Source organism: Mycobacterium sp. 3-98, assembly GCF_035918355.1.
Classification (GTDB): domain Bacteria; phylum Actinomycetota; class Actinomycetes; order Mycobacteriales; family Mycobacteriaceae; genus Mycobacterium; species Mycobacterium intracellulare.
This window is the reverse complement of record NZ_CP142360.1, coordinates 1,187,856-1,212,324: the sequence shown is the minus strand read 5'-3', so window position 1 is coordinate 1,212,324 and position 24,469 is coordinate 1,187,856. Positions and strand designations below refer to the sequence as shown.

The following is a 24,469-nucleotide window of genomic DNA, read 5'->3' as shown; positions in this document are numbered from 1 at the left end:
GTGTTGATGACGGGTCAGCCTCAGTTGTTGTCGGTGCAGCGCCGGTATTGGGAGTTGATCGCGTCCGGGGTGTCCTCGGAGGACGCCGGGGTTGCGGTCGGCGTGTCGGCGACGTGCGGCGGCAAGTGGTTTCGCAGGTTTGGTGGTGTGAATCCGCGATGGTTAGCCCCTCAGGGGCAGAAACGGCCGCGGTTGTCGGCTGATGAGCGTGAACAGATCATGATCGGCGCCGCTCAGGGCGAATCGATTCGCTCGATGGCAGCCCGGTTGGGCCGGGCCCCGTCGACAGTCATGCGCGAGATCGCCAACAACGGCGTCATGCGGGGGTATGTGGGCCGTTATCGTTCTCGTTACCGCTTCGGAGCCCGCCGAGCGGGCGTGGATGCGAAATCGGGCTATTCGGCGCGGATTGCTCAGCTTCGCAGCGAGCAGCGAGCGCGCCGGCCCAAGATCGGCAAGCTGGGTCGCTGCCCTGCGTTGCGTGATCAGGTGCAAGCGTGGTTGGTCAAGAAGTACAGCCCGGAGCAGATTGCCGGGATGTTGGCCACGACGTATTCCGACCGCCCGGAGATGCAGGTGTCCCACGAAACCATCTACAAGGCGCTCTACGTGCAAGGACGCGGGGAGCTACGCCGCGAGCTGACTAAGTGTTTGCGGACCGGGCGGGCATTGCGCAAGCCACGGGCCAGAGTCGGCGCCCGTAGCGGCTGCGGCCGAATTCCGGGCATGGTCAACATCAGTGAGCGGCCCGCTGAGGCCGCTGACCGCGCGGTGCCCGGGCACTGGGAGGGTGACTTAATCCTGGGCAAAAATCAACACTCTCAGATCGGCACCCTGGTCGAACGTTCCACCGGGTTCGTGCAACTGCTGCACCTGCCCGCCCGTCGCGACCCTGAGACGGTGGCTGATGCGATGATCGCCACCATCAAAACCCTGCCCCAGGCATTGCGGCGCTCGCTGACCTGGGACCAAGGCCACGAAATGTTGCGCCATGCCCGCATCAGTATCGACGCCGGCATCGACATCTACTTTTGCGATCCACACTCACCCTGGCAGCGCGGCAGCAACGAAAACACCAATGGCCTATTGCGCCAATACTTTCCGAAAGGCACCGACTTATCCGTGCACTCGGCCGACTACCTCGCCGAAGTCGCCGCTGAACTCAACGAACGCCCACGCAAACGCTTCGGCTGGGACAGCCCCGCCCAAGTCCTCAACCGGCTACTGTCAAACCCGCCACAAACCACTGTTGCAACCAAACCTTGAAACCACCCCGAGCGCGGCCGCCGTGGCTTCACAGTCAAAGCCAAGGCTTCACACCCAACGCGACGCCGTTGGCAATCCGCCAAGTCGCGGTGGCGGCGGGGCGGCCTTACGCTGCGGGGGTTACACGAACTTCACGGGGGTTTTCGATGCGCGCAACCTGGGGACCGGCGGCCGCCGCGGTCGCCTGCCTGGCGCTGTCGTCCTGCTCGGAAACCGTGTCGGCGCCCCCGCTGACCCCCACCGCGCCGACGTCGGCGTCGAAAACGACCACCCGTGCGGGACCCGCCCCGATCACGGGCCCGCTGGAAAAGGACTGGAAGAGCTACGGCGGCACGGCGTATTTCGGCTGCCCGCAGACCTTTTCGGCCGGCAAATCCGCACTCGACGACATCCGGCCGAAGATCTTCGACCCGAAGACGGGACAGTACGTCGCGCCGGCCATCCCCACGATCGCCGCCGGCGAGAACCTCACCGGCGCCATGTGCGCGCTGACCGGCGCCGCCGCCGACCTCAAGGTCGTCTACGTGGTCACCACCGTCAAGCCCGCCCAGGCCCCGGCGCCCGAAATATCAAGGACCACCGCGTATTCCTACGACTGGTCCTCGGGCCACCAGGTCGCCACCAAAGAACTGCAGCCGCCGATCCCCGGCCTGAGGTTGGCCGCGCCGAAGGAATGGGGACTGGCCCCGACCGCCTCGGGCGTGGCGTGGGTGAACGCCTTCACCGACGGGCACGCCCCCGCGTCGCCGCCCCGAACCGTGGTCCTGTCCGGCGCCGACCTGTCGATCATGTGGGACGATCCCCAGCCCGCCCGGGTTTGGCAGGACGTCATTGCGTTCCCCCGCGACGCCGATCCCGGCAAGGCCTCGGGGGCCGAGCTCCGCCGCCCGAACGGGGAGGCGATCTACCAGGACGACGACGCGCAATCCGTGGACGCCGAATTGGCCGACGGCCCAGACAAACTGGTGAAGATCACCCACCGGGAGTCGCGCAACCCACCGGCCGTCTCCACGATGTTCTATGACCTCAACGCCAAATCCCTCATCAAGATCGGCGATTCGGACCGGGTCTCCGGCGGCGGGCTGAGCGCGGCCCTGTCCGACGGGAAACTGTTTGTCGACGGGCACAATTCGGAGAACTCCTCGTTCGGGTTCGGGGTGTGGAACCTGCGCAGCCAACAGTGGGACTTGCTCAAAAGCCGCGACGACGCCAAGAAGATGTCGATTTCGAAGCTGGCGTTCTTCGAAGACCACCTCTACCTCACCGGCAGCGGCGGCACGTTCTCGGTCATCGCCCTTCCTGCAACGGATCCCGTCGCGTCCGGCTGGTCGACACGCCCCTTCGAGCGGATATCCGGATGGACGCTGGTGTGCCGCGGCGAGACCGCGCCGTCGTCCAACGGCGAGTGCAAGGAGATCGTCATGGTGCAAGACCAGGACGGCCACTACCCCGGGCCCTGGTTCTGACGGTCGCCCGCGGTCAGGTCCAGCCGAGGGCCTGCGGAACCATGTACAGGCCGAACCCGATGGTCACGAAGCACAGCGCGCGGGTGACGTATTTGTGCAGCCCGCGCATGCGCCACTGCTCGGGCAGGGCCCTGGCTTCCAGCGCCAGCAGCAGGCCCAGCACGATGGGCAGCAGCAACGCGTTCATGACTTCGACGTCGACGGCCAGATTGACCAGGTCGACGCTGGCCAGCACCAGCACCGCGCCCACGATGTGCGCCAGCGAATACGTGATGTAGAACCTGGCGGTGGCGCGGTTGGGCCGCTCGTTGAGCGTGTGCTTCCAGCCGAACACCTCCGCGAGCCCCCACGCGCCCGCGAGCGAGGCGACGATCGCGGCCACCAGCGCCGCGCCCAGCATGCCGAGCCCGAACAGCACCGTCCCGCCGACCCGGCCGAGGTAGGGCGTGAGCGACTGGGCGATCTGGCCGACGGTCTCCAGTTCCGCGCCGCCGCCGTGCGCGCCGCTCGTCCCAATGGTGGACGCCATGGTGACCACCACCGCGATCATGATCAGCTGGGTCAGCACCGCGCCGAAGGCGGTGTCGTAACGGGCCTGGCGAATCGTGTTCTCCGACAGGCGCTTATCGACCACCGCTCCCTGCTGGTAGAAGATCATCCACGGCATGATGACCGCGCCGACGTTGGCCGCGACCAGTAGCAGGTATGACGAGTTGCCCAGCGGCATCGACGACAACCCGTCCACCAGGGCTCTGGGGTCGGGCCGGGCCATGACCATCGCCACCAGGAAGGCCAGTTCGGCGGCGCCGACGACCAGGCCGATGCGCTCGACGCGCCGGTAGCTACCGGTCAGGGCCAGCGCCAGCAGCGCGACGGTCGCGACCGGAATGCTCACCCAGCGCGAGACGCCGAAGAGTTCACCCACCCCTGCCACCCCGGCGAACTCCGTGAGCAACGCCCCGATCGCCGAGGCGAACAGGGTGAACGCCGACAGCCACGCCCAGCCGCGGCCGAACCGCTCCCGGATCAGCGAGCCGTGGCCGCGCCCGGTGACGATGCCCAGCCGCACGGTCATTTCCTGCACGACGTAGAGCACCGGCATCAGGATCAGCTGCGGCAGCACCATCCGGTAGCCCCACTGGGCGCCGGACTGCGACGCGGTGATCAGCGACCCGGCATCGGTGTCGGCCAGCATCACCACCAGGCCGGGGCCCCACACCGACAGCAGCCCCCATCGCAGCCAGCGGCCACGGGTGCGCAGCGGTATTGGCGGCCGGTCCTCGGATTCGTCCGCCACCGGCGGGGTGGTCGTATCGGTCACCGGTGGATCCTAACTAGGGGCCGCCTAACCACGGGCGTTTGCCGGAGAGCGCCATTGGCCGAAAATGTGCCGTCATTCTCGAAAATGCGATAGGCGTTCTCGAATTGCGAGAGTACGTTGCCCAAGTATGCAAACGGTGCGTAGCTTCTGCCGCGTCTGCACCTCCGTCTGCGGCATCCTCGTCGACGTCGAGGGTGACGAGGTGCTCCGCGTTCGCGGCGATCAGGACCATCCCTTTTCCCGCGGTTACACCTGCCCGAAGGGCCGCGCCCTGCCGCAGCTGCACCACCACCCCGACCGGCTCGAACGCCCGAGGATGCGGGCGGACGGCCGCCTGCGCGACACCACGTGGGACGCCTGCCTCGACGACCTGGGCACGCGGCTGAAGGACATCATCGACCGGCACGGGCCGCAATCGGTCGCGTTCTACTTCTCCACCATGGAAAGCGCCGGCTTCCGCATGGCCGAGGCGCTGCACGCCGCGATTGGCACACCGGCCAAGTTCAGCCCCTTGACCATCGACGGCACCGCCAAGCCTTTGGTCTCGGATCTGGTCGGCGGATTCATGGGGCTATCGGGCCGGACCGACCTGGACAACGCCGACTTCCTGATGCTCGTCGGCGTCAATCCCGTTGTCTCGCATGGACATGCGATCTCGATGCCCAATCCGACCGGCACGGTGCGCGAGATCGCGCGGCGCGGGCAGGTGTGGGTGATCGATCCCCGCCGCACCGAGACCGCCCGGCTGGCCACCGCCCATCTGGCGCCGCGGCCCAGCACCGACCACGCCGTCCTCGCCTACCTGGTGCGCGAGATCCTGCGCGACGGAATGAAATCCGACGTCCCCGTGCAGGGCATCGACGAGCTGGCGCGCGCGGTCGAGCCGTTCACGCTCGAGCACACCGCGAAGCTGGCCGATGTCGCCGAGGCCGACCTGACCCGGTTGTGCGCGGGCGTGCGGGCCGCCAAGTGCGTTGCGGTCGAAACCGGCACCGGCGTCACGATGACCGCCGAGCGCGCCAACGTCACGCAGTGGCTCGCCTGGGTGCTGATGATCCTCACCGGCGCGATGAACCGGCCCGGCGGGACGTGGTTTCACCCCGGATTCGCCTACCAGCTCGAGACTTTCGGCGAGTTTTTGCCCGTCACGCCGATCGAGGGATCCTTCGGTCCGGGACCGCGCAGCCGCCCCGAGGCGCAGGCGTTCATCAACGAGTGGCCCTGCGCGGCGCTGCCCGACGAGATCGCCGCGGGCAACATCCGCGCCCTGATCAACGTCGGCGGCAGCCTGGTCACCTCGTTCCCCGAGACCGGCAAGCTGATTCCGGCCCTACAGATCCTCGAGGTGTTCGCGACCACCGAGATCATCAACAACGAGACCACCGAGCTGGCCACCCACGTCCTGCCCACCAAGGACCCGCTGGAACGCCCCGACATCACCATCCACGACATCCTGAGTTCGCATGTGTCCGTGCAATACAGCCCGGCCGTCGTCGAGCCGGTCGGCGAACGCCGCTCGATGTGGTGGGTGTTCGCCGAACTCGGCCGCCGGCTCGGCTACGAGCTCGGCAATCTCGGCGATCCCGACACCAGCACCGACGACGACGTGCTCGCCGTCCTGTTGGCCGGCGCCCGAACGGGATTCGACGAGGTGGCGGCGGTGGGTTGGGCCGAGGCCCCGCGCGAGCTGCCCGCGGCCTGGGTCGACGAGCACGTCGCGCGGATGGGCGGCTGGCGGCTGGCGCCGCCGCTGCTGGTGGACCAACTCGCGGGCCTAAAACCGCCCGCGCCGCTGGTGCTGGTGCCGCGCCGGCAGCGCCGAAAGCTCAACGGGCAGCTGGATTTTCTCGGCGAAGCCCCCGAGGTTCTCATCCACCCCGAGGACGGCGCCGCCGCGGGTGTCGCCGACGGGCAGAAGGTGACGGTGCGCAGCGCGAACGGCGAACTGACCGGCATCGCCAAGGTCGACGACTCCATTCGGCGCGGGGCGGTGTCGATCCCGCACGGCCACCACGCGGCCAACGTCAACCGCCTGACCAACAAGGACGACATCGACGTGGTGACCGGCATGGTGCGCTACTCGGGGGTGCCCGTCAGCCTGCATCCGGCCTGAAACACGCTGTCCTGGTTGGGCAGAAGACACCCTCCCGGTCGATGGGTTGGAGGAGTCGAACCGGGAGGGTGCCTGGCTTGGCGTTGACGCTCGAAGGTCACTGCCCGGCGCGCAGGTCGCATTGGACGACGAAGCAGAGCCGGTCGGCGAAGGCGATGGCATCGGCGATCTTCTCGGCCAGCTCGGCGGCGCGGGCCTTGCGGACGCCGGCCAGGCCGGCCTGCGCGGCGAGGGCCGATTCGCGCGCCGTCGCCAGTGCCGTGCGGCACTCGCGGAGTATTGAGAGTGTGGCGGGACTGATAGACATGTCGCCCCCTACAAATCGCGCTCTCACAGCGATACCCGCCCCGGGGCCCGCCACACCGACGTGGCGCAAATTTTTACAACCAATTTGTAGAAATTGCGCACGTGTCGCACAACGTCGCCGCCGGCCCCTGGTCGGCCGGCCGGGCGACCGGGAATCGCGGCGGGCGGAACGACCGCGCGGTGCGCCACACGACTGCGCCCCGGCAAACCGAAATTCACGGTGTGCGACGGCGCGCGGGCCTACCAAAAACTGTGGTGGCAGGTACAGGATTCGAACCTGTGAAGCTTTCGCGACGGATTTACAGTCCGCTCCCATTGGCCGCTCGGGCAACCTGCCGCCAGACAGGTTACAACGAGCGAGTAGACAAAGCACAAACGCCTATCACCGGATGAAGGGACGGAATGCATGGCGGACTCATCGTTCGACATCGTCAGCAAAGTGGATCGCCAGGAGGTCGACAACGCGCTCAACCAGGCCGCAAAGGAGCTGGCCACGCGGTTCGACTTCCGCGGCACCGACACCACGATCGCCTGGAAGGGCGACGAGGCTATCGAGCTGACGTCGTCCACCGAGGAACGCGTCAAGGCGGCCGTCGACGTCTTCAAGGAGAAGCTGATCCGCCGGGACATCTCCATGAAGGCCTTCGACGCCGGCGAGCCCCAGGCCTCCGGCAAGACCTACAAGGTCAGCGGCTCGCTCAAGCAGGGCATCAGCAGCGAGAACGCCAAGAAGATCACCAAGCTGATCCGCGACGACGGCCCCAAGTCCGTCAAGACCCAGATCCAGGGCGACGAGATCCGGGTCACCAGCAAAAAGCGCGACGACCTGCAGGCCGTCCAAGCGCTGCTGAAGCAGGCCGACCTGGACGTGGCGCTGCAGTTCGTCAACTACCGGTGATCGCCGGTCGCGAGCGCGACGGTGCGGCCCGCGCGGTTTCGCGACTTCCTAGCCCGACCAACCGGTGGGTCTCTAGGCTAGTGACGAGTCCCACAATTTGAGCGAGGTTCACGATGACCGTGACGCCCCAGGAGGCCGCCGGCCACGGCGCGACCGAGGCCGACTACTTCGACGTCATCATCGTCGGCGCCGGCATCTCCGGCATTGACGCCGCCTACCGGATCACCGAACGCAATCCCCAGCTGACCTACACCGTCCTGGAGCGGCGCGCGCAGATCGGCGGGACGTGGGACCTGTTCCGCTACCCCGGGGTGCGCTCCGACAGCAGCATCTTCACGCTGTCCTTCCCGTTCGAGCCGTGGACCCGCGAAGAGGGCGTGGCCGACGGCGTGCACATCCGCGAGTACCTGGCGGCCACCGCGCGCAAGTACGGCATCGACCGCCACATCCGGTTCGACAGCTACGTGCGCTCGGCGGACTGGGACTCCGCGACCGACACCTGGACGGTCACCGTCGAACAGGGCGGGGAGCGCAGGCTCTACCGCGGCCGCTTCCTGTTCTTCGGCAGCGGCTACTACAACTACGACGAGGGCTACACCCCCGACTTCCCGGGCATCGAGGAGTTCCAGGGCACGGTGGTGCACCCCCAGCACTGGCCCGAGGACCTGGATTACGCCGGCAAGAAGGTCGTGGTGATCGGCAGCGGCGCGACCGCGGTGACGCTGCTGCCGTCGCTGTCGGACCGCGCCGCGAAAGTGACCATGCTGCAGCGCTCGCCCACCTATCTCATCTCGGCGTCCAAGTACGGCACGGTCGCCGCCGTCGCGCGAAAACTGCTGCCCCGCAAGCCCGCTCATCTGGTCGTCCGCATGTACAGCGCCCTGACCGAGGCGGTGTTCTTCGCGTTGTCCCGCAAGGCGCCGGGGTTCGTGCGGTGGCTGCTGCGGCGCAAGGCGATCAACAGCCTGCCGGCCGGATACGACGTCGACACCCACTTCAAGCCGCGGTACAACCCCTGGGACCAGCGGATGTGCCTGATCCCCGACGCCGACCTGTACGAGGCCATCAGCGCCGGGCGCGCCGACGTGGTCACCGACCACATCGACCATTTCGACGCGACCGGCATCGCACTCAAGTCCGGCGGGCACCTCGACGCCGACGTCATCGTCACCGCCACCGGCCTGCAGCTGCAGGCGCTGGGCGGGGCCACGATCAGCCTGGACGGCAACGAGATCAAGACCAGCGACCGGTTCGTCTACAAGGCGCACATGCTCGAAGACGTGCCGAACCTGTTCTGGTGTGTGGGCTACACCAACGCGTCGTGGACGCTGCGGGCCGACATCACCGCCCGGGCGACGGCAAAACTCATGGAGCACATGGCCTCTCACGGCTACACGCGCGCCGCCCCGCACCGCGGCAACGAGCCGATGACCGAGAAGCCGTCGTGGGACATCAACGCCGGCTACGTGTTGCGCTCGGTGCACGCGCTGCCTAAGTCGGGCACCAAGCGGCCGTGGAACGTGCGGCAGAACTATCTCGCCGACGCCATCGACTACCGCTTCGACCGCATCGAGGAGGCAATGGTGTTCGGCCGGACCGCCGACCGCGCCGCGCTGGCCGGATAGCCACGCACGGGAGTTCGTGAACTACTCCCAAATCTCAGATGTCGGCAATACGCTGATCGCCATGGCATCTGAGAAGCGCGAACCCAAAGTCGTTGTCCTCGGTGGCGGCAGCTGGGGCACCACCGTGGCCTCGATCTGCGCGCGCCGCGGGCCGACGCTGCAGTGGGTGCGCTCCGAGGAGACCGCCCGCGACATCAACGACAACCACCGCAACAGTCGCTACCTCGGCAACGACGTCGAGCTGAGCGACACCCTGCGCGCCACCACCGACTTCGCCGAGGCGGCGAACTCCGCCGACGTCGTGGTCATGGGCGTGCCCTCGCACGGCTTCCGCGGGGTGCTCACCGAGCTGGCCCGGGAGCTGCGGCCGTGGGTGCCGGTGGTGTCCCTGGTCAAGGGCCTCGAGCAGGGCACCAACATGCGCATGTCCCAGATCGTCGAGGAGGTGCTGCCCGGGCACCCCGCGGGCATCCTGGCCGGTCCGAACATCGCGCGCGAGGTCGCCGAGGGTTACGCCGCCGCCGCGGTGCTGGCCATGCCCGACCAGCATCTGGCGACGCGGCTGTCCGGGCTGTTCCGCACCAGGCGCTTCCGCGTGTACACCACCGACGACGTCATCGGGGCCGAGATGGCCGGGGCTTTGAAGAACGTGTTCGCCATCGCCGTCGGCATGGGGTACTCGCTGGGCATCGGCGAAAACACCCGCGCGCTGGTCATCGCCCGCGCGCTGCGGGAAATGACGAAGCTGGGCGTCGCGGTGGGTGGGGACCCGGACACCTTCCCGGGGCTGGCCGGGCTGGGCGACCTGATCGTCACGTGTACCAGCCAGCGCAGCCGCAACCGTCACGTCGGTGAACAACTGGGGGCGGGCAAACCGATCGACGAGATCATCGCCTCGATGAACCAGGTCGCCGAGGGGGTCAAGGCCGCCAGCGTGATCATGGAGTTTGCCAACGAATTCGGCCTCACCATGCCCATCGCCCGTGAGGTCGACGCCGTGATCAACCACGGCTCGTCCGTCGAGGAGGCCTACCGCGGCCTGATCGCCGAGGTGCCCGGCCACGAGGTGCACGGCGCGGGCTTCTGACCTGGGCGTCGCGGGCTGGCCAAATTCAAATCTTTGCGTTCTCTATGGGCCGCTCACGTCCGCTTGACCCCCGTTTGCCAGCAAAATACCGTCAGACCAGGTAGTCAGTGATTTTCCGGTTGCGATCCTGCTCGTCGTCCGGATGTAATCCGCTGCACGCCAACCCGTTACGAAGATGTAACTGGCCGCAAGAAGGGCGGATATCGGAACATCCCCCGCAAACTCCCACCGAGGGACGTGACCGATGCAAGACATTGAACGGGCGGGCGATCGGCTCCCCACCGCGTCACGCGCCGACCGGCTGCGCGGCATCATCCGGCACGACCTGCCCTCCTCGCTGGTGGTCTTTTTGGTCGCGCTCCCCCTGTCGCTGGGAATCGCGATCGCCTCGGGCGCCCCGGTGCTCGCCGGCCTGATCGCCGCGGTCGTCGGGGGCATCGTCGTCGGCAGCGTGGGGGGCTCCCCGCTGCAAGTCAGCGGCCCCGCGGCCGGGCTGACCGTCATCGTCGCCGGGCTGGTTTTCGAGTTCGGTTGGGGCATCACGTGTTTGATCACCGTCGCCGCCGGGACCCTGCAGGTGCTGTTGGGGCTGAGCCGCGTGGCGCGCGCCGCCCTGGCGATTTCACCGGTCGTCGTGCACGCCATGCTGGCCGGCATCGGCATCACGATCGCCCTGCAGCAGGCGCACGTGTTGCTGGGCGGAAAATCCAAGAGCACCGCCTGGCACAACCTGATCGGCCTGCCCGGGCAGGTCGTCGGTGCGCACCGGCCGGGGGTCATCCTGGGCGTCCTGGTGATCGTCATCATGGTCGCCTGGCGGTGGGTGCCCGCCAAGGCTCGCCGGGTACCGGGTCCCCTGGTCGCGATCGTGGCGGTCACCGCGCTCTCGGTCGTCTTCCCGTTTCACGTGCGCCGGATCGACCTCGAGGGGTCACCGCTGGACGCGCTGAGGCTGCCCGACCTTCCCCACGGCAACTGGGGCGCGTTCACCGTCGGGGTGATCACCGTCGCGCTCATTGCCAGCGTCGAGAGCCTGCTGTCGGCGGTGTCGGTCGACCGGATGCACAACGGGCCACGCACCGACTTCAACCGGGAGCTGGTGGGACAGGGCGCCGCCAACATCATCTCGGGGACCGTCGGCGGGCTGCCGATCACCGGGGTCATCGTCCGCAGCTCCACAAATGTCAACGCGGGCGCCAAATCCCGGGCGTCGGCGATCATGCACGGCGTCTGGATCCTGCTGTTCACCATTCCGTTCGCCGGACTGGTCGAGCAGATCCCCACCGCCGCGCTGGCCGGTCTGCTGATCGTCATCGGCGTCCAGCTGCTCAAGCCGGCGCACATCGAAACCGCAATGAAGCACGGCGATCTCGCCGTGTACGTGGTGACCGCCGTCAGCGTCATCTTCCTCAATCTGCTGCACGGCGTGCTGATCGGCCTCGCACTGGCCATCGCGCTGACCGGATGGCGGGTGATCCGGGCCAAGATCGAGGCGGAGCCGGTTGGCGACGAATGGCGGGTGACGATCGAGGGCGCGGCCTGCACCTTCCTGGCGCTCCCGAGGCTGACGCGGATGCTGACGTCGGTTCCGCGGGGCGCGACGGTGACGGTGGCGATCTCGGTCCATTACCTCGATCACGCTGCGCACCAAACGATTACCGACTGGCAGCGGCAGCACGAGGCGACAGGCGGGACCGTCGAAATCCGGGGTGTGATGGAGACGGGTCACCGCGCCGCGGACGAACCGCTGGTCGAGGCCCAGGCGCCCGGGGCCGCAGCGTAATTGCGCGCCCCGCGCTCAGTCGACGTCGATCCTGATGTGCAGCCGCTTGCCGCACACCTGCGCCAGGCGCTGCAGCACGTCGACGCGCGGCACCTCGTCCCCGCTCTCCCACGCGGCCACGGCCTCGCGGGTGGTGCCCAGTGCGTGCGCCAGTTGTTCCTGGTTCATCCCGGCACCGGCACGGGTCTCGAAGATCAAATCGGGCAGATTCAGCGCCAGCCCAGCTTCATGAATATCGATCGAGTCAGAGTGCGACATCGCCATCACCGCTTCCATCAACGGAAAGCCAAGGACTACAGCTAACTCCGATGTTACGTGCGGTTCGGCCGGTGTGCACGCGGCGTTTTACCGCCGTTTCCTACCGCCCGGCCATCTGCTCGAGGCGGCGGATGCGGTCCTCGATCGGCGGGTGCGTCGAGAAGAGCGACCCGATCCGCTCGCCGGCCCGAAATGGGCTGGCGATCATCAGGTGTGCCTGGCTGGCCAGCTGGGGCTCGGGTGGGAGCGGGGCCGCCTGGACCCCACCGGAGATCTTGCGCAGGGCCGACGCCAGGGCCAGCGGGTCGCCGGTCAACACCGCGCCCGATTCGTCCGCCTGGTATTCCCGCGACCGGGACACCGCGAGGCGCACGACCGTCGCCGCGATCGGGCCGAGCAACGAAACCAGCAGCAGCGCAAAGGGATTCTCGCCGTCGCGGCTGTTGCCGCCGAACATGCCGGCGAACATCGCCATGTTGGCCAGCGCGGTGATCACCGACGCCATCGCACCGGCGATGCAGGAGATCAGGATGTCGCGGTTGTAGACATGCGACAGCTCGTGTCCCAGCACGGCGCGCAGCTCGCGTTCGGTGAGGATGCCCAAAATGCCGGTGGTGCAACACACCGCGGCGTTGCGCGGATTGCGGCCGGTCGCGAACGCGTTGGGCGCGTTGGTGTCGCTGATGTACAGCCGGGGCATCGGCTGGTGCGCGGCGGTGGCCAGCTCCCGGACGATCCGGTACATCGCCGGCGCCTGGAGCTCGGAGACCGGCTGCGCATGCATCGCCCGCAGCGCCAGCTTGTCGCTGTTGTAGTAGGTGTAGACGTTCATGCCGATGGCGAACAGCACCGCGAGAAACATCGCGGTCTTGCCGAACAGCGAGCCCACAAACACGATCAACGCGGACATGCCGACCAAGAGGGCAAACGTCTTGAACCTGTTGGCATGCGGATGCCAGGTCATCGGTGTCCTCCTAGGACATTCCGGAGCACACTCCGGAACACTCGTTCATTGTCGACTATTGAACGCCCGAGACGGCCGAAGGAGTTCCGTGACGCGCTAGCCGTGCCGGCTGATGGTGTAGTCGACCAGCGTCTGCAGCGCGTGCCGGCCGGGCACGTCGGGCAGCAGCGCCAGCTCCTGGTGTGCCTGCGCCGCATAATCCTGCAGCGACCGCTTGGCCTTGGCCATGCCCTCCGACGCCCGCAGCAGCGCCAGCGCCTCGGCCACCGTCGCGTCGTCGTCGATGGGCCCGACCAGCAGCTCGCGCAGCCGCGCCGCGTCGGGACCGGGTTCGCGCAGCGCGTAGACCATCGGCAAGGTGTGTACGCCCTCGCGCACGTCTGTGCCGGGCAGCTTGCCGGACTCGCGGGAGTCGCTGTCGATGTCGATGATGTCGTCGGAGATCTGGAAGGCGGTGCCCACGATGCCGCCGAGGCGGCTCAGCCGCTCCACCTGGTCGGCGTCGGCGCCCGAGAACATCGCGCCGAAGCGGCCCGCCGCGGCGATCAGGCACGCGGTCTTCTCGTAGACCACCTTCAGGTAGTGCTCGATCGGGTCCGCCCCCTCGGCCGCCCCCGTCAGGCCGCGGGTCTCGCGCATCTGCCCGGTCACCAGCTGGGCGAACGTCTCGGCGATCAGCCGCACCGCCTCGGGCCCCAGCCGGGACACCAGCCGCGAGGCGGTGGCGAACAGATAGTCGCCGGCCAGGATCGCGACGTTGTTGCCCCAGCGCACGTTGGCGGTGGGCGTGCCGCGGCGCACCTCGGCCTCGTCCATCACGTCGTCGTGATACAGCGTGGCCAGGTGCACCAGCTCGATCACGGCGCCGGCGATCGTCACGTCCGCGGCGTCGGGATTGGGCCCCAGCTGTGCCGACAGCACGGTGAACAGCGGCCGGAACCGCTTGCCGCCGGCCTTGAACAGGTGGGTCAGCGACTCGGTCATGATCTCGTCGGCGCTGCGCAGTTCGGTGTCCATGAGCTGCTCGATCCGCCCGACACCGTCGCGCACCGTCGCCGCGAAGGCCGCGTCGCCGAGATCAACGCCCGCCACCACCGTCGCCGGAGTATTCACGGGACCAAACATACTGGTGTGCATGAACACGGGAGCGACCCGAGCCCACGTGGTGGTGGTGGGCGCCGGACCCGCCGGTTCGGCGGCGGCGGCGTGGGCCGCGCGCGCGGGCCGCGAGGTCCTGGTCATCGATTCGGCGAGCTTCCCCCGCGACAAGGCCTGCGGTGACGGGCTGACCCCGCGCGCGGTCGCCGAGTGCGAACGCCTGGGGCTCGGGGACTGGCTGGACGCCCGCATCCGGCACCGCGGGCTGCGGATGAGCGGGTTCGGCGGCGAGGTGGAGGTGGACTGGCCCGGCCCGTCCTTCCCGTCGACCGGCAGCGCGGTGGCCCGCGTCGAGCTGGACGACCGGATCCGCAAAGTCGCGGAGGATTCCGGGGCGCGGATGCTGCTGGGCACCAAAGCCGTTGGCGTGCAACATGACTCATCGGGACGGGTGACATCGTTGACCTTGGCCGACGGCACCGAGGTCGGGTGCCGGCAGTTGATCGTGGCCGACGGCGCCCGTTCGTCGCTGGGGCGCAAGCTGGGCCGGCGCTGGCACCAGGAGACGGTGTACGGCGTGGCGGCCCGCGGGTACCTGAGCACGCCGCGCGCCGACGACCCCTGGCTGACCTCGCATCTCGAGCTGCGCGGACCCGACGGCTCCAAAGACACAGTGCTGCCCGGCTACGGCTGGATTTTTCCGCTCGGCAACGGCGAGGTGAACATCGGCGTCGGGGCGTTGTCGACGTCGAAACGACCCGCCGATCTGGCGCTGCGGCCGCTGATCGACCACTACACCGACCTGCGCCGCGACGAGTGGGGCTTTGTCGGCCCGCCCCGGGCGGTGTCGTCGGCGCTGCTGCCGATGGGCGGCGCGGTGTCCGGGGTCGCCGGGCCCAACTGGATGCTGATCGGCGACGCCGCGGCGTGCGTGAACCCGCTCAACGGCGAAGGCATCGACTACGGGCTGGAGACGGGCCGGCTGGCCGCAGAGTTGCTGGACGGCCGCGACCTGTCGCAGGCGTGGCCGTCGCTGCTGCGGGAGCACTACGGTCGCGGCTTCTCGGTGGCGCGCCGGCTGGCGCTGCTACTGACCTTTCAGCGATTCCTGCCCGCGACCGGGCCGATCGCGATGCGCTCGACGACGCTGATGACCATCGCCGTGCGGGTGATGGCCAACCTGGTCACCGACGAGGACGCGGACTGGGTCGCGCGGGCCTGGCGGGGCGGTGGCCGGCTGTCCCGGCTGATCGACCGCCGCACCCCGTTCAGCTGAGCCGCGCCCGCATCGCCGCTGGTCGGAGGGCGCGGCCGCCCTGCCGGGACGCACGATCGGCGCCCGCCGTTTGTCGGCGCGGCCGGAACCGGGCGTGTATAGTCCAGCTAATGAAGGGAACGATGCTGGCTACTATCGGTGCCGCTGCCGCTGCTGTTGCTGCTTTCGCGCTGGCCGCGCCGGCGCCGCTCTCCGCGCCCGCCCAGGCGGACCCGCCGCCGACGGCGCCGTACCCGACCCCGCGGACGCCGTCGCCGCCCAGCGACTACGACGCGCCGTTCAAGAACACGGTCAACGGGTTCGGCATCTACCAGCCGCAGGACCAACTGGCCTGGCTGGGCAAGATCACCTGCGACCGGATCGACCACGGCGTCGACCACGACGCCCACCAGTCCGCGACGTTCATCCAGCGCAACCTGCCGCGCGGCACCACCGAGGGCCAGTCGCTGCAGTTCTTGGGCGCGGCGGTCGACCACTACTGCCCGGAGCACATCGACGTCGTCCAAGCGGCCGGCAACCACTAACTCCGTCTCAGCGCGGGGGCAGGTGCCCGGCGTGTAGGGCGACGATGCCGCCCGTCAGGTTGCGCCACCGCACTCCCACCCAGCCGGCCTGGGTGAGCTGCTGCGCCAACCCCTCCTGATCGGGCCACGCCCGGATCGACTCCGCCAGGTACACGTAGGCCTCGGGGTTGCTGGACACCGCGCGAGCCACCCGCGGCAGCGCGCGCATCAGGTACTCCTTGTAGACGGTGGCGAACATGCCGTTGGTGGGGGTGGAGAACTCGCACACCACCAATCGGCCGCCCGGGCGGGTGACGCGCGCCATCTCGCGCAGCGCGGCCTGGGTGTCGACGACGTTGCGTAGCCCGAAACTGATTGTGACGGCATCGAATACGTCGTCGGCGAACGGCAGCCTGGTGGCGTCGCCGGCAACCTTCGGCACGTGGCGCGCCGCCCCCGCCGCCAGCATGCCCACCGAGAAATCGGCGGCCACACACCACGCCCCGGATTTCTTCAGCTCGACGGTCGATACCGCGGTGCCCGCGGCGAGGTCCAGCACCCGCTGGCCCGGCCCGATCTCCAGCGCCGCCCGGGTGGCCTTGCGCCAGTGGCGGTCCTGGCCCATCGAGAGCACGGTGTTGGTCAGGTCATAGCGCCGGGCGACGCCGTCGAACATCGACGCGACGTCGCGGGGGTCCTTGTCCAACTCGGCGCGGCTCACCACACGGACGGTACCCCCAGGGAATTCCGCGGCGACAGCAGCGTTGCAACTCTGCGTGACTGACAAAGTGTGGTTCATCACCGGTACATCGCGCGGATTCGGACGGGCGTGGGCGATCGCGGCGCTGGAGCGGGGCGACAGGGTCGCCGCCACCGCGCGCGATACGGCGTCGCTGGACGATCTGGTGCGCAAGCACGGCGACGCGCTGTTGCCGATCCAGTTGGACGTGACCGACCGCGCCGCGGACTTCGCGGCCGTCAAGCGGGCGCACGACCACTTCGGCCGTCTCGACATCGTGGTGAACAACGCCGGCTACGGGCAGTTCGGGTTCGTCGAGGAACTCTCCGAGCGAGACGCCCGCGACCAGATCGACACCAATGTCTTTGGCGCACTGTGGATCACCCAGGCCGCGCTGCCGTACCTGCGCGAGCAGGGCAGCGGCCACATCATCCAGGTTTCCTCGATCGGGGGCATCACCGCGTTCCCGTTGGTCGGCATCTACCACGCGTCGAAATGGGCGCTGGAAGGCTTTTCCCAGGCGCTGGCCCAGGAGGTCGCCCCGTTCGGTGTGCACGTCACGCTGATCGAGCCGGGCGGCTTCGACACCGACTGGGCCGGCGCCTCGGCCAGGCACGCCGAGCGGCTGCCGGCCTACGACGACCTCCGCGCGGCCGTCGAGGCCGAACGCAGCCGGCGGTGGGCCAGCCCGGGCGACCCGTCCGCCTCGGCGGCCGCGCTACTGAAGGTGGTCGACGCCGAAAAGCCGCCGCTGCGAGTCTTTTTCGGCTCGTCCCCGCTGGAGACGGCCAAGGCCGACTACGAGAGCCGGCTCCGCAACTGGGAGGAATGGCAACCCGTCGCCGAGTTGGCGCAGGGCTGATCGCGCCGTCACTCCCCCTGCGCGTACCGCCTGGCGGACAGCCGGCGCCGCTCGAACGGCGACAGCACCGCCTCGTAGTGGCCGAGCAGCTCGTCGCAGATCACCGACCAGCTGCGGCCGACGACGCTGCGCCGCGCGGCCGGCGCGTAGCGCGCCCGTTCGGCGAGCAGGTGCGCGACGGCCTCGGGCAGCCGGGCCTCGAACTCGTTGACCCCCAACAGCAGACCGGTACGCCACGGGGTGACGAGGTCACGTGGGCCGCCGGCGTCGGGGGCTATGACCGGCAACCCCGACGCCAGCGCTTCCTGCACGACCTGACAAAACGTCTCGTGCTCACCGGGGTGCACGAACACGTCCATGCTGGCGTACGCCGCGGCGAGCTCGTCGCCGTAGAGCGCACCCGTGAAAACCGCTGTCGGCATTGCCGATTGCAGTTTGTCGCGGTCGACGCCGTCACCCACGATGACGAGCTGCACCGAGCCGCCGGCGGCCAGCCCGGCGAGCCGCTCGACGTGTTTTTCGGGCGCGAGCCGGCCCACGAACCCGACGATGGGCTTGCCGTGCGGTGACCACCGCCGCCGCAGCGCCTCGTCGCGCGCCGACGGCGCGAACCGCAGCACGTCGACGCCGCGCGCCCACCGGTGCACCCGTGGAAAACGATGGGCGACAAGCGCTTCCATCGTCACCGTGGACGGCGCCAGCGTGCGGTCGGCGAGGCCGTGCAGGTGCCGGAACCAGGCCCACGCGGCCCGCGCCGTCATCGGGATGCCGTAGCTGGCCGCGAAACCCGGGACGTCGGTCTGATACACCGCGACCGTCGGCACCCCCAACCACCGCGCCGCGCGCACCCCGCCATACCCCAGCAGCGCCGGCGACGCCAGATGCACGACGTGCGGGTCGAATCCGCGCAGGACGCTCACCAGCCGGGGCGTCGGCACGCCGAGCGGCAGCGTGGTCACCTTCGGGAACATCCGTGCGGGCACCCGGTGCACGCGGATGCCGTCGTGAATGCGCTCCGCCGGCGGTTCGCCGGGTGGCGCGTCGGGGGCGATGACGAGGGCCTCGTGGCCGGTGCGGCGCAGGTGCTCGAGCACCCGGATCACCGAGTTGCTGACACCGTTGACTTCCGGCAGGAAAGATTCCGCGACGATGGCAACGCGCACCCCATCACCGTCTCAGCGCCGCCTGTCGACAAGGTTGCCTCCGGGCGTCCGTCACGCGAAATTTGCAGGTTCGGCGGTTTCGGCGCGGCGGTCCAGCCACTTGTCCAGCAGCGCCAGCGCCACCAGCAGCGCCGCCGCCCCGAGCCAGGCCACCACCGCGATGGACCCCGCCGGGATGATCGCCAGCCCCGCGTTGCGGTGCTGCACGCGGACCAGGTTCGGGTCGTTCTTGTTGTACTCGACGTAGATTCGCATCCCGGTGGCCAGGTGGGACGGGTAGAGCACCCCGAGTTCGGGGCGGTAGGTGACCCGCTCGGGCGTGACGAATTCGATGGTGGAGCGGCGCGGCCCGGCGCTGAGCACCTCCGCCTGCGCGACGCCCATGTTGTGGGTGATCGCAAGGTCGTTGCGCCACGCGCCGGCCACCAGCAGCACCGACTGCAGCGTGACCAGGCCGGCGACGATCAGCACCGCGATCCGGGCCCATCGCAACGCGATCCTGGCAGGCGTTTTCGGAGGTTCGTCGCTGCGTCCGTGAATCAGTAAGTGCAGCAGAACCTTTGGGGATCTCGCCATCTATGCGCGCCTCACAGCGCCGCCTTGATGGCGGCGTGCAGCTGCCGCAACGAGGAGCGGTCCGCCTTGACTTCCAGCACCCGCATCCCGGGGCCGGGATCGTCGAGGGCGGCGTGCAATTCGTCGACCTCGATCTGGCGGCTCTCCACGTGATACGCGCGGCACAGCGCCCCCACGTCGACGTCGTGCGGGGTTCCGAAGATCCGCGACGACACGTCGGAGAACCGGGGGTCGCCCTGCTCGAGCAGTTCGAAGATGCCGCCGCCGTTGTCGTTCGAGACCACGATGGTCAGGCGGCGCGGGGTGGGTTCGGTGGGGCCGATCAGCAGCCCGGAGCTGTCGTGCACGAAGGTCAGATCGCCGATCAGCGCGACGGTCCGCGCCGGGTTGTCCGGGTCGCCCACGCGTTCGTGGGCGAGTGCCGCCCCGATCGCGGTGGACACGGTGCCGTCGATCCCGGCGACCCCGCGGTTGGAGCGCACCCGGATGCCGTGGGTGTCCAGGCCGACCAGCGCCGCATCGCGGACCGGGTTGGACGCCCCGAGCACCAGCTGGTCGCCGGGCCGCAGCGCGGCGGCCACCGCCGCCGCGACGTGCAAACCGGTGGTCAGCGGGTGCGCCGCGAGCTGGCCCCGCACCGCGTCGTTCGCGTGCCGGTTCGTCTCGGCGCACCGGTGCAGCCACGCCGGGTTCGGCGCCCCGGTGGTGACCGCCCGCGTGCCGGTGGCCTGCGAGTTTCCCGAGACGTCGGGCCAGCGGGGGCCGGTGGTCAGCGCGAACACCGGCACCTTGGGGTCGGCCAGCAGCGCCGACACCGGGCGGTGCAGGGTCGGGCGGCCGAGCATGATCACCTGCTTGGGCCGCAGCAACGGCAGCGCCAGGGGGTGCAGCGGGTTTTCGGGGGCGGGCGCGGTCGGTTCGGCCACGGTGGGCAGCTGGGCGAGGGCGGGATGGGTGCCGGCGCCGTGGCCCGCGATGACGACCGTGTCGGGCGTCAGGTCGATCTCCAGCGGCTGGTCGAAGGTGACCGGCGGGGTGTAGGTCCATGGCCGGCCGCCCGGGCGGCCCGGCGGGAGCACCGCGCCGCGGGGTTCGGGATCCGGCACCAGGGGTTCGCGCAGCGGGATGTCGAACTGGACGGGTCCCGCGTTGGCGGTGCGCGATCCGGTGGCGGCCGCCAGCACCCGGCAGGTGGCCGAGCGCCAGGTGGCGTTGTGCGCGTCCAGCCGTTCGGGGGCGTCCTCGGCGAGGCCCAGGCTGATGGTGGCCCGAACCTGGGTGCCGAAGTAGCCCAGCTGCTCCATGGTCTGGTTGGCCCCGGTGCCCAGGAGTTCGTAGGGCCGGTTGGCCGACAGCACGATCAGCGGCACCCGCGCGTAGTTGGCCTCCACCACGGCCGGGCCCAGGTTGGCCACGGCCGTGCCGGACGTCATGGCGACGCACACCGGCGCGCCGGCTGCGATCGCCAGGCCGATGGCCAGGTAGCCGGCGGTGCGTTCGTCGATGCGGACGTGCAGCCGGATCCGGCCCGACCGGTCGGCGTCCTGCAGCGCGAAGGCGAGCGGCGCGTTCCGCGAACCCGGGCACAACACCACGTCGCGGACGCCGCCGCGAATCAGCTCGTCAACGACCACGCGAGCCTGGGTCGTCGAGGGGTTCACTCCTACAGGGTGTCACAGCCCGCTTAGCACACGTCGAGCGTGGAGTTGTTGGGGCAAATCACCGCGATTTCGCCCCACAAGTCGACGCTCGGCGCCTACCTCGGCTCGGCGAGGGCGCCTACGTCGGCTCGGCCGGGCACCTATCGCGGCTCGGCGAAGAACTTGAGCATGGCGGCGTTGACGGCGTCGGGCCGCTCGAAGAACCCGAGGTGCCCGGTGTCGGGGATCTGCATGTAGCGGCCGTTGGGCAGCGCGTCGGCGACCTCCCGGCCCAGATACGGCGGCGTCAGGACGTCGTCGGAGAAGCCGATCACCAGCACCGGCGTCGCGATGCTGCGGTAGGCCGACAACCGGCTGGTGTAGGGCGCGACGTCCAGCTGGGCGCGCATGCCCGGGGTGGGTTTGACCGGCCAGGTGGAAAACATCGCGATCCAGTCGGCGACCGCGGTGTCGTCGTTGAGCGTCTTGCGGGAAAAGTTTTCCAGCAGGCGGATTTTCGCCTCGTAGGCGGCCGGCAGCGTGACGCCGGCGTCGGCCAGCTCAGCCTCGGCGTCGCGGAAGAACTGCCGCGCACGGTCCATGCGGCCGCGGGTGCCCATCAGGACCGCCGCGCTGACCAGATCGGGCCGGGCGAGCATGAGTTCCTGGGTGATGAAGGCGCCCATCGACATTCCGACGATGCGGGCGGGGGCGGCGTTCAGCCCCTCGATCAGCGCCACGGTGTCGGCGACCATCGTTTGCGTCGAGAAGCCGTCGGCGTTCTCCGTGGCGCCGATCCCGCGATTGTCGAAGGTGATGACGCGGTATCCGGCCGCCAGGAACGCGGGGACTTGATAGGGGTGCCAGGTCCGTCCGGCGCCGCCGTGGCCGGCGATAAAGACCACGGGCTCACCGGAGCCGCGGTCGTCGTAAGCCAGGTTGATCACCCGGACGACGGTACAAGCAACCGATGGCACGCCTTGACCCGGTCGATCCACCACTGCCGACGCTCGGGTGGTGCCGCCAGCGCGGCCAGCCGCGCCGGATCCGGCGTCACCGGCCCCACGGCCAGGTGCCCGTCGACGGGTGGGGCGGTCTCGGCCACGTCGTCCACGAACAGCCCGCCGGTGCCCAGCCCGCAGGCGTGCCGAAGCCGCGGCAGTGCCGCCGCCGCGGTCAGCCCGGTGCCGATCCCGACCGCCGAGTCCAGCGCGCTGGAGACCACGACGGGGATGTCGATCTGGTCGGCGATGGCGAGCATGGCCGAAATACCGCCCAGCGGGGCGACTTTGAGCACCGCGATGTCGGCCGCCCCGGCGCGGACCACGGCCAGCGGGTCCTCGGCCTTGCGGATGCTTTCGTCGGCGGCGATCGGCACGTCGACGCGGCGCCGCAGCTCGGCGAGTTCGCCGACCGTCGCGCAGGGTTGTTCGAGGTACTCCAGCGGGCCGTCGGCGGTCAACGCCGCGGCCGCCTCGACCGCCTGCTCGACGCTCCAGCCGCCGTTGGCGTCCACCCGCACGGTCGGCACCAGGTCGCGCACCGCATTGACCCGGGCGACGTCGTCGGCCAGCGTCTGGCCGGGCTCGGCGACCTTCACCTTGGCCGTCCCCGCGCCGGGAAAGCGGGCCAGCACCTCGCCCACCTGGGCGGCGGGCACGGCCGGCACCGTGGCGTTGATCGGGATGCGGTCCCGGCGGACCGGCGGCGGCTGCCGGTAGGCGGCCTCGATGCCGCAGGCCAGCCAGTGCGCGGCCTCGGGCGGCTGGTATTCGACGAAAGCCCCGAACTCCCCCCAGCCGGCCGGGCCCTCGATCAGCGCGACCTCGCGGGTGGTGATGCCGCGGAACCGCACCCGCATGGGCAGCGCCACCACGTGCAGGCGGTCCAGCAGGTCCTCGAGGGGCGGCGTCACGCGCTGTAGACCTGGCGGCCCGCCAGATAGGTCGCCCGCACGTCGAGGTCGGCGATCCGCTCGGGGGACACGGTGCGCGGGTCGCCCGAGAGCACCACGAGATCGGCGTACTTGCCGACCTCCAGCGAGCCGATCACGTCGTCGGAGAACAGCTGCCAGGCGGCGTCGATGGTCTGGGCGCGGATCGCCTGCTCGACCGTCAGCCGCTCCTCGGGTCCGAGCACCCGGCCGCTGGGCGCCGTGCGGGTCACCGCCACGCTGATGTTGCGCAGCGGCTCCTCGGGCGTGACCGGCGGATCGTTGTGCAGCGAGATCCGCATCCCGGTGGCCACCGCGGATCCCGCTGGCATCCAACGGGTTCCGCGCTCCTCGCCGAACAGCCCGTCGACGATGACGTCGCCCCAGTAGTGGATCTGGTCGACGAAGATGCTGCAGGTGACGCCGAGGTCGTGGGCGCGCCGCAACTGCTCGGGCCGGATGGCGCCGACGTGTTCGAGCCGCAGCCGGTGGTCGTCGCGCGGGTGGCGCCTGAGGACGTCCTCGTAGACGTCGAGGATGGTGTCGACGCCGGCGTCGCCCTGCACGTGGCAGGCCATCGGCCAGCCGAACGGGAAGTAGGCGCCGACGATCTCGTGCAGCTGCTCTTTCGTGTAGTTGGCGCAGCCGCAGGACCCGGGCGCGACGCCGATGATGCGGGTGGCCTCGGTGTCCAGGTACGGGAACGAGAGGTCGATGTTGCCGATCCAGGGCGAGCCGTCGACCCAGATCTTGATGCCGACCTGGCGCAGGATGTCGTCGCCCTGCCCGGGTGTGGCGTCGGTGGACATTTGCGGGTTGGAGATCTCGTAGGTCCGCAGCCGGACCGTCAGCTGGGAGCGCAGCCCTTCTACCAGCGGCCGAAAGCCGGGGTCGAAGGCCATCTCCGAGCAGGTGGTCAGCCCGGCGCGGTTGAGCCGGGCGCATTCGGCGAGCAGCATCCGCGGATAGTCGGCGAAGTCGATGACCCCGCCCAGCAGCGGGAACACCGCGCCGGTCTCCTCGGCGGTGCCGTCGAGTTCGCCGTCGGCGTCGCGGCCGTACTTGGCGCCCTTGGGGTCGGGGGTGTCGCGGTCGAGGCCGTGCAGCTGGGCGGCGCGCGAGTTGAAGTACGCCTTGTGCCCGGAATTGTGCATGATCACCAGCGGGGTGTCGGGCGCGATGCCGTCGAGCCAGTTCAGCGTCGGCTCCGGAAGTCCGTTCTGCAGCAGCGGATCCCAGCCGTTGAGGTAGGCGCCGTCGGATCCGCGCCGCGCGACCTCGGAACGCACCGCGGCGACGACGTCGTCGGCGCTGCGCATGGTGACCGGGCGGATGTCGACGAGGCGGTCCGACAGGGCGACCGCCTCCATCAGCGGATGGCCGTGGGCCTCAACGAATCCCGGCATGACGCAGCCGTCACCGACGTCGACGGTCTGGGTGTCCGGGCCGATGGCGTCGGCGACCTCGGCACGAGTCCCGACGGCGACGATCCGGCCGTCGGCCACGGCGAGCGCCTCGGCGGTGGGCCGGGCCTCGTCGACGGTCAGGATGGTTCCGGTCACGACGAGATCTGCCTGCCCCATGGATAGGGA

At 69.5% G+C, this 24,469-nt stretch carries 22 protein-coding genes and 1 tRNA gene; 10 read left to right on the top strand and 13 right to left on the bottom strand.

The window, feature by feature from the left end; genetic code table 11:
• Positions 1 to 6: 6 nt before the first annotated feature.
• On the top strand, positions 7 to 1,266 hold the full coding sequence (locus QGN30_RS05930; RefSeq protein WP_165576433.1) for an IS30 family transposase: 1,260 nt from the start codon (positions 7 to 9) through the stop codon (positions 1,264 to 1,266).
• Between the two features lie 146 nt (positions 1,267 to 1,412).
• Positions 1,413 to 2,732 (top strand): hypothetical protein, encoded by a 1,320-nt coding sequence (locus QGN30_RS05925; RefSeq protein ID WP_248923243.1) that lies wholly within the window; start codon positions 1,413 to 1,415, stop codon positions 2,730 to 2,732.
• A 13-nt stretch (positions 2,733 to 2,745) separates the two neighbouring features.
• Here QGN30_RS05925 and QGN30_RS05920 read toward each other — a convergent pair whose 3' ends face one another.
• On the bottom strand, positions 2,746 to 4,053 hold the full coding sequence (locus QGN30_RS05920; RefSeq protein ID WP_248923244.1) for an NRAMP family divalent metal transporter: 1,308 nt from the start codon (positions 4,051 to 4,053) through the stop codon (positions 2,746 to 2,748).
• A 127-nt stretch (positions 4,054 to 4,180) separates the two neighbouring features.
• On the opposite strand from QGN30_RS05920, the gene QGN30_RS05915 reads away from it, so the two are divergent.
• A complete protein-coding gene (locus QGN30_RS05915) occupies positions 4,181 to 6,166 on the top strand; it encodes a molybdopterin-containing oxidoreductase family protein (RefSeq protein ID WP_248923245.1) in 1,986 nt (661 codons plus the stop codon).
• 97 nt (positions 6,167 to 6,263) lie between these two features.
• Here the strand turns inward: QGN30_RS05915 and QGN30_RS05910 are convergent, their stop codons facing one another.
• Positions 6,264 to 6,473, bottom strand: a complete 210-nt coding sequence (locus QGN30_RS05910) for a hypothetical protein (protein ID WP_009951849.1) — start codon at positions 6,471 to 6,473, stop codon at positions 6,264 to 6,266.
• Positions 6,474 to 6,725: 252 nt separating this feature from the next.
• Positions 6,726 to 6,809, bottom strand: a tRNA-Tyr gene (locus QGN30_RS05905).
• 69 nt (positions 6,810 to 6,878) lie between these two features.
• Here QGN30_RS05905 and QGN30_RS05900 point away from each other — a divergent pair.
• From QGN30_RS05900 to QGN30_RS05885, 4 genes are all read left to right on the top strand, one after another.
• Complete coding sequence (locus QGN30_RS05900) at positions 6,879 to 7,370, top strand: YajQ family cyclic di-GMP-binding protein (RefSeq protein ID WP_008261003.1); 492 nt, start codon at positions 6,879 to 6,881, stop codon at positions 7,368 to 7,370.
• Between the two features lie 113 nt (positions 7,371 to 7,483).
• Positions 7,484 to 8,995 carry a flavin-containing monooxygenase gene (locus QGN30_RS05895; protein WP_248913419.1) on the top strand — a complete coding sequence of 504 codons (1,512 nt, stop codon included), beginning with the start codon at positions 7,484 to 7,486 and terminating at the stop codon, positions 8,993 to 8,995.
• A 61-nt stretch (positions 8,996 to 9,056) separates the two neighbouring features.
• Positions 9,057 to 10,082 carry an NAD(P)H-dependent glycerol-3-phosphate dehydrogenase gene (locus QGN30_RS05890; RefSeq protein ID WP_008261006.1) on the top strand — a complete coding sequence of 342 codons (1,026 nt, stop codon included), beginning with the start codon at positions 9,057 to 9,059 and terminating at the stop codon, positions 10,080 to 10,082.
• A gap of 244 nt (positions 10,083 to 10,326) precedes the next feature.
• A complete protein-coding gene (locus QGN30_RS05885; RefSeq protein WP_198347144.1) occupies positions 10,327 to 11,865 on the top strand; it encodes a SulP family inorganic anion transporter in 1,539 nt (512 codons plus the stop codon).
• A 15-nt stretch (positions 11,866 to 11,880) separates the two neighbouring features.
• On the opposite strand, the gene QGN30_RS05880 is transcribed toward QGN30_RS05885, so the two are convergent.
• From QGN30_RS05880 to grcC1, 3 genes are all read right to left on the bottom strand, one after another.
• Positions 11,881 to 12,141, bottom strand: coding sequence for a helix-turn-helix domain-containing protein (locus QGN30_RS05880; protein WP_042913551.1), 261 nt, complete (start codon positions 12,139 to 12,141; stop codon positions 11,881 to 11,883).
• A gap of 82 nt (positions 12,142 to 12,223) precedes the next feature.
• On the bottom strand, positions 12,224 to 13,087 hold the full coding sequence (htpX, locus tag QGN30_RS05875) for a zinc metalloprotease HtpX (protein ID WP_008261012.1): 864 nt from the start codon (positions 13,085 to 13,087) through the stop codon (positions 12,224 to 12,226).
• Positions 13,088 to 13,183: 96 nt separating this feature from the next.
• The gene (gene grcC1, locus QGN30_RS05870) at positions 13,184 to 14,200 is read right to left on the bottom strand and encodes a nonaprenyl/(2E,6E)-farnesyl/geranylgeranyl diphosphat synthase (RefSeq protein WP_095563060.1); all 1,017 of its coding nucleotides are present in this window, start codon (positions 14,198 to 14,200) and stop codon (positions 13,184 to 13,186) included.
• Positions 14,201 to 14,222: 22 nt separating this feature from the next.
• On the opposite strand from grcC1, the gene menJ reads away from it, so the two are divergent.
• On the top strand, positions 14,223 to 15,461 hold the full coding sequence (gene menJ, locus QGN30_RS05865; RefSeq protein WP_248913420.1) for a menaquinone reductase: 1,239 nt from the start codon (positions 14,223 to 14,225) through the stop codon (positions 15,459 to 15,461).
• 110 nt (positions 15,462 to 15,571) lie between these two features.
• Positions 15,572 to 15,985, top strand: a complete 414-nt coding sequence (locus QGN30_RS05860) for a DUF732 domain-containing protein (protein WP_008261015.1) — start codon at positions 15,572 to 15,574, stop codon at positions 15,983 to 15,985.
• 7 nt (positions 15,986 to 15,992) lie between these two features.
• Here the strand turns inward: QGN30_RS05860 and QGN30_RS05855 are convergent, their stop codons facing one another.
• A complete protein-coding gene (locus tag QGN30_RS05855) occupies positions 15,993 to 16,685 on the bottom strand; it encodes a demethylmenaquinone methyltransferase (protein ID WP_095563061.1) in 693 nt (230 codons plus the stop codon).
• Positions 16,686 to 16,740: 55 nt separating this feature from the next.
• On the opposite strand from QGN30_RS05855, the gene QGN30_RS05850 reads away from it, so the two are divergent.
• Positions 16,741 to 17,565 (top strand): SDR family oxidoreductase, encoded by an 825-nt coding sequence (locus QGN30_RS05850; RefSeq protein WP_095562932.1) that lies wholly within the window; start codon positions 16,741 to 16,743, stop codon positions 17,563 to 17,565.
• A gap of 8 nt (positions 17,566 to 17,573) precedes the next feature.
• Here QGN30_RS05850 and QGN30_RS05845 read toward each other — a convergent pair whose 3' ends face one another.
• The 6 genes from QGN30_RS05845 to QGN30_RS05820 form a co-directional block, all read right to left on the bottom strand.
• Positions 17,574 to 18,728 (bottom strand): glycosyltransferase family 4 protein, encoded by a 1,155-nt coding sequence (locus QGN30_RS05845; RefSeq protein ID WP_095562933.1) that lies wholly within the window; start codon positions 18,726 to 18,728, stop codon positions 17,574 to 17,576.
• A gap of 51 nt (positions 18,729 to 18,779) precedes the next feature.
• Positions 18,780 to 19,304 (bottom strand): DUF3592 domain-containing protein, encoded by a 525-nt coding sequence (locus QGN30_RS05840; protein ID WP_036389758.1) that lies wholly within the window; start codon positions 19,302 to 19,304, stop codon positions 18,780 to 18,782.
• Positions 19,305 to 19,315: 11 nt separating this feature from the next.
• Complete coding sequence (gene menD, locus QGN30_RS05835) at positions 19,316 to 20,965, bottom strand: 2-succinyl-5-enolpyruvyl-6-hydroxy-3-cyclohexene-1-carboxylic-acid synthase (protein ID WP_201406308.1); 1,650 nt, start codon at positions 20,963 to 20,965, stop codon at positions 19,316 to 19,318.
• 140 nt (positions 20,966 to 21,105) lie between these two features.
• Positions 21,106 to 21,891: an alpha/beta fold hydrolase gene (locus QGN30_RS05830; RefSeq protein ID WP_009951861.1), complete on the bottom strand. Its 786-nt coding sequence runs from the start codon at positions 21,889 to 21,891 to the stop codon at positions 21,106 to 21,108.
• Complete coding sequence (locus QGN30_RS05825) at positions 21,888 to 22,805, bottom strand: o-succinylbenzoate synthase (RefSeq protein WP_373307938.1); 918 nt, start codon at positions 22,803 to 22,805, stop codon at positions 21,888 to 21,890. Before QGN30_RS05825 ends, QGN30_RS05830 begins: the two co-directional genes overlap by 4 nt.
• Before the next feature lie 50 nt (positions 22,806 to 22,855).
• A complete protein-coding gene (locus QGN30_RS05820) occupies positions 22,856 to 24,460 on the bottom strand; it encodes an amidohydrolase (protein WP_009951863.1) in 1,605 nt (534 codons plus the stop codon).
• Positions 24,461 to 24,469: the final 9 nt, after the last annotated feature.

Bases quoted from the DNA above. Each gene is read 5' to 3' on its own strand.
- QGN30_RS05880 (WP_042913551.1), bottom strand. From the start codon at position 12,141: ATGGAAGCGGTGATGGCGATGTCGCACTCTGACTCGATCGATATTCAT.
- QGN30_RS05900 (WP_008261003.1), top strand. From the start codon at position 6,879: ATGGCGGACTCATCGTTCGACATCGTCAGCAAAGTGGATCGCCAGGAG.
- QGN30_RS05910 (WP_009951849.1), bottom strand. From the start codon at position 6,473: ATGTCTATCAGTCCCGCCACACTCTCAATACTCCGCGAGTGCCGCACG.
- htpX (WP_008261012.1), bottom strand. From the start codon at position 13,087: ATGACCTGGCATCCGCATGCCAACAGGTTCAAGACGTTTGCCCTCTTG.
- QGN30_RS05895 (WP_248913419.1), top strand. From the start codon at position 7,484: ATGACCGTGACGCCCCAGGAGGCCGCCGGCCACGGCGCGACCGAGGCC.
- QGN30_RS05840 (WP_036389758.1), bottom strand. From the start codon at position 19,304: ATGGCGAGATCCCCAAAGGTTCTGCTGCACTTACTGATTCACGGACGC.
- QGN30_RS05890 (WP_008261006.1), top strand. From the start codon at position 9,057: ATGGCATCTGAGAAGCGCGAACCCAAAGTCGTTGTCCTCGGTGGCGGC.
- QGN30_RS05885 (WP_198347144.1), top strand. From the start codon at position 10,327: ATGCAAGACATTGAACGGGCGGGCGATCGGCTCCCCACCGCGTCACGC.
- QGN30_RS05915 (WP_248923245.1), top strand. From the start codon at position 4,181: ATGCAAACGGTGCGTAGCTTCTGCCGCGTCTGCACCTCCGTCTGCGGC.
- menJ (WP_248913420.1), top strand. From the start codon at position 14,223: ATGAACACGGGAGCGACCCGAGCCCACGTGGTGGTGGTGGGCGCCGGA.
- QGN30_RS05825 (WP_373307938.1), bottom strand. From the start codon at position 22,805: ATGCGGGTGCGGTTCCGCGGCATCACCACCCGCGAGGTCGCGCTGATC.
- QGN30_RS05820 (WP_009951863.1), bottom strand. From the start codon at position 24,460: ATGGGGCAGGCAGATCTCGTCGTGACCGGAACCATCCTGACCGTCGAC.
- QGN30_RS05930 (WP_165576433.1), top strand. From the start codon at position 7: ATGACGGGTCAGCCTCAGTTGTTGTCGGTGCAGCGCCGGTATTGGGAG.
- QGN30_RS05925 (WP_248923243.1), top strand. From the start codon at position 1,413: ATGCGCGCAACCTGGGGACCGGCGGCCGCCGCGGTCGCCTGCCTGGCG.
- QGN30_RS05860 (WP_008261015.1), top strand. From the start codon at position 15,572: ATGAAGGGAACGATGCTGGCTACTATCGGTGCCGCTGCCGCTGCTGTT.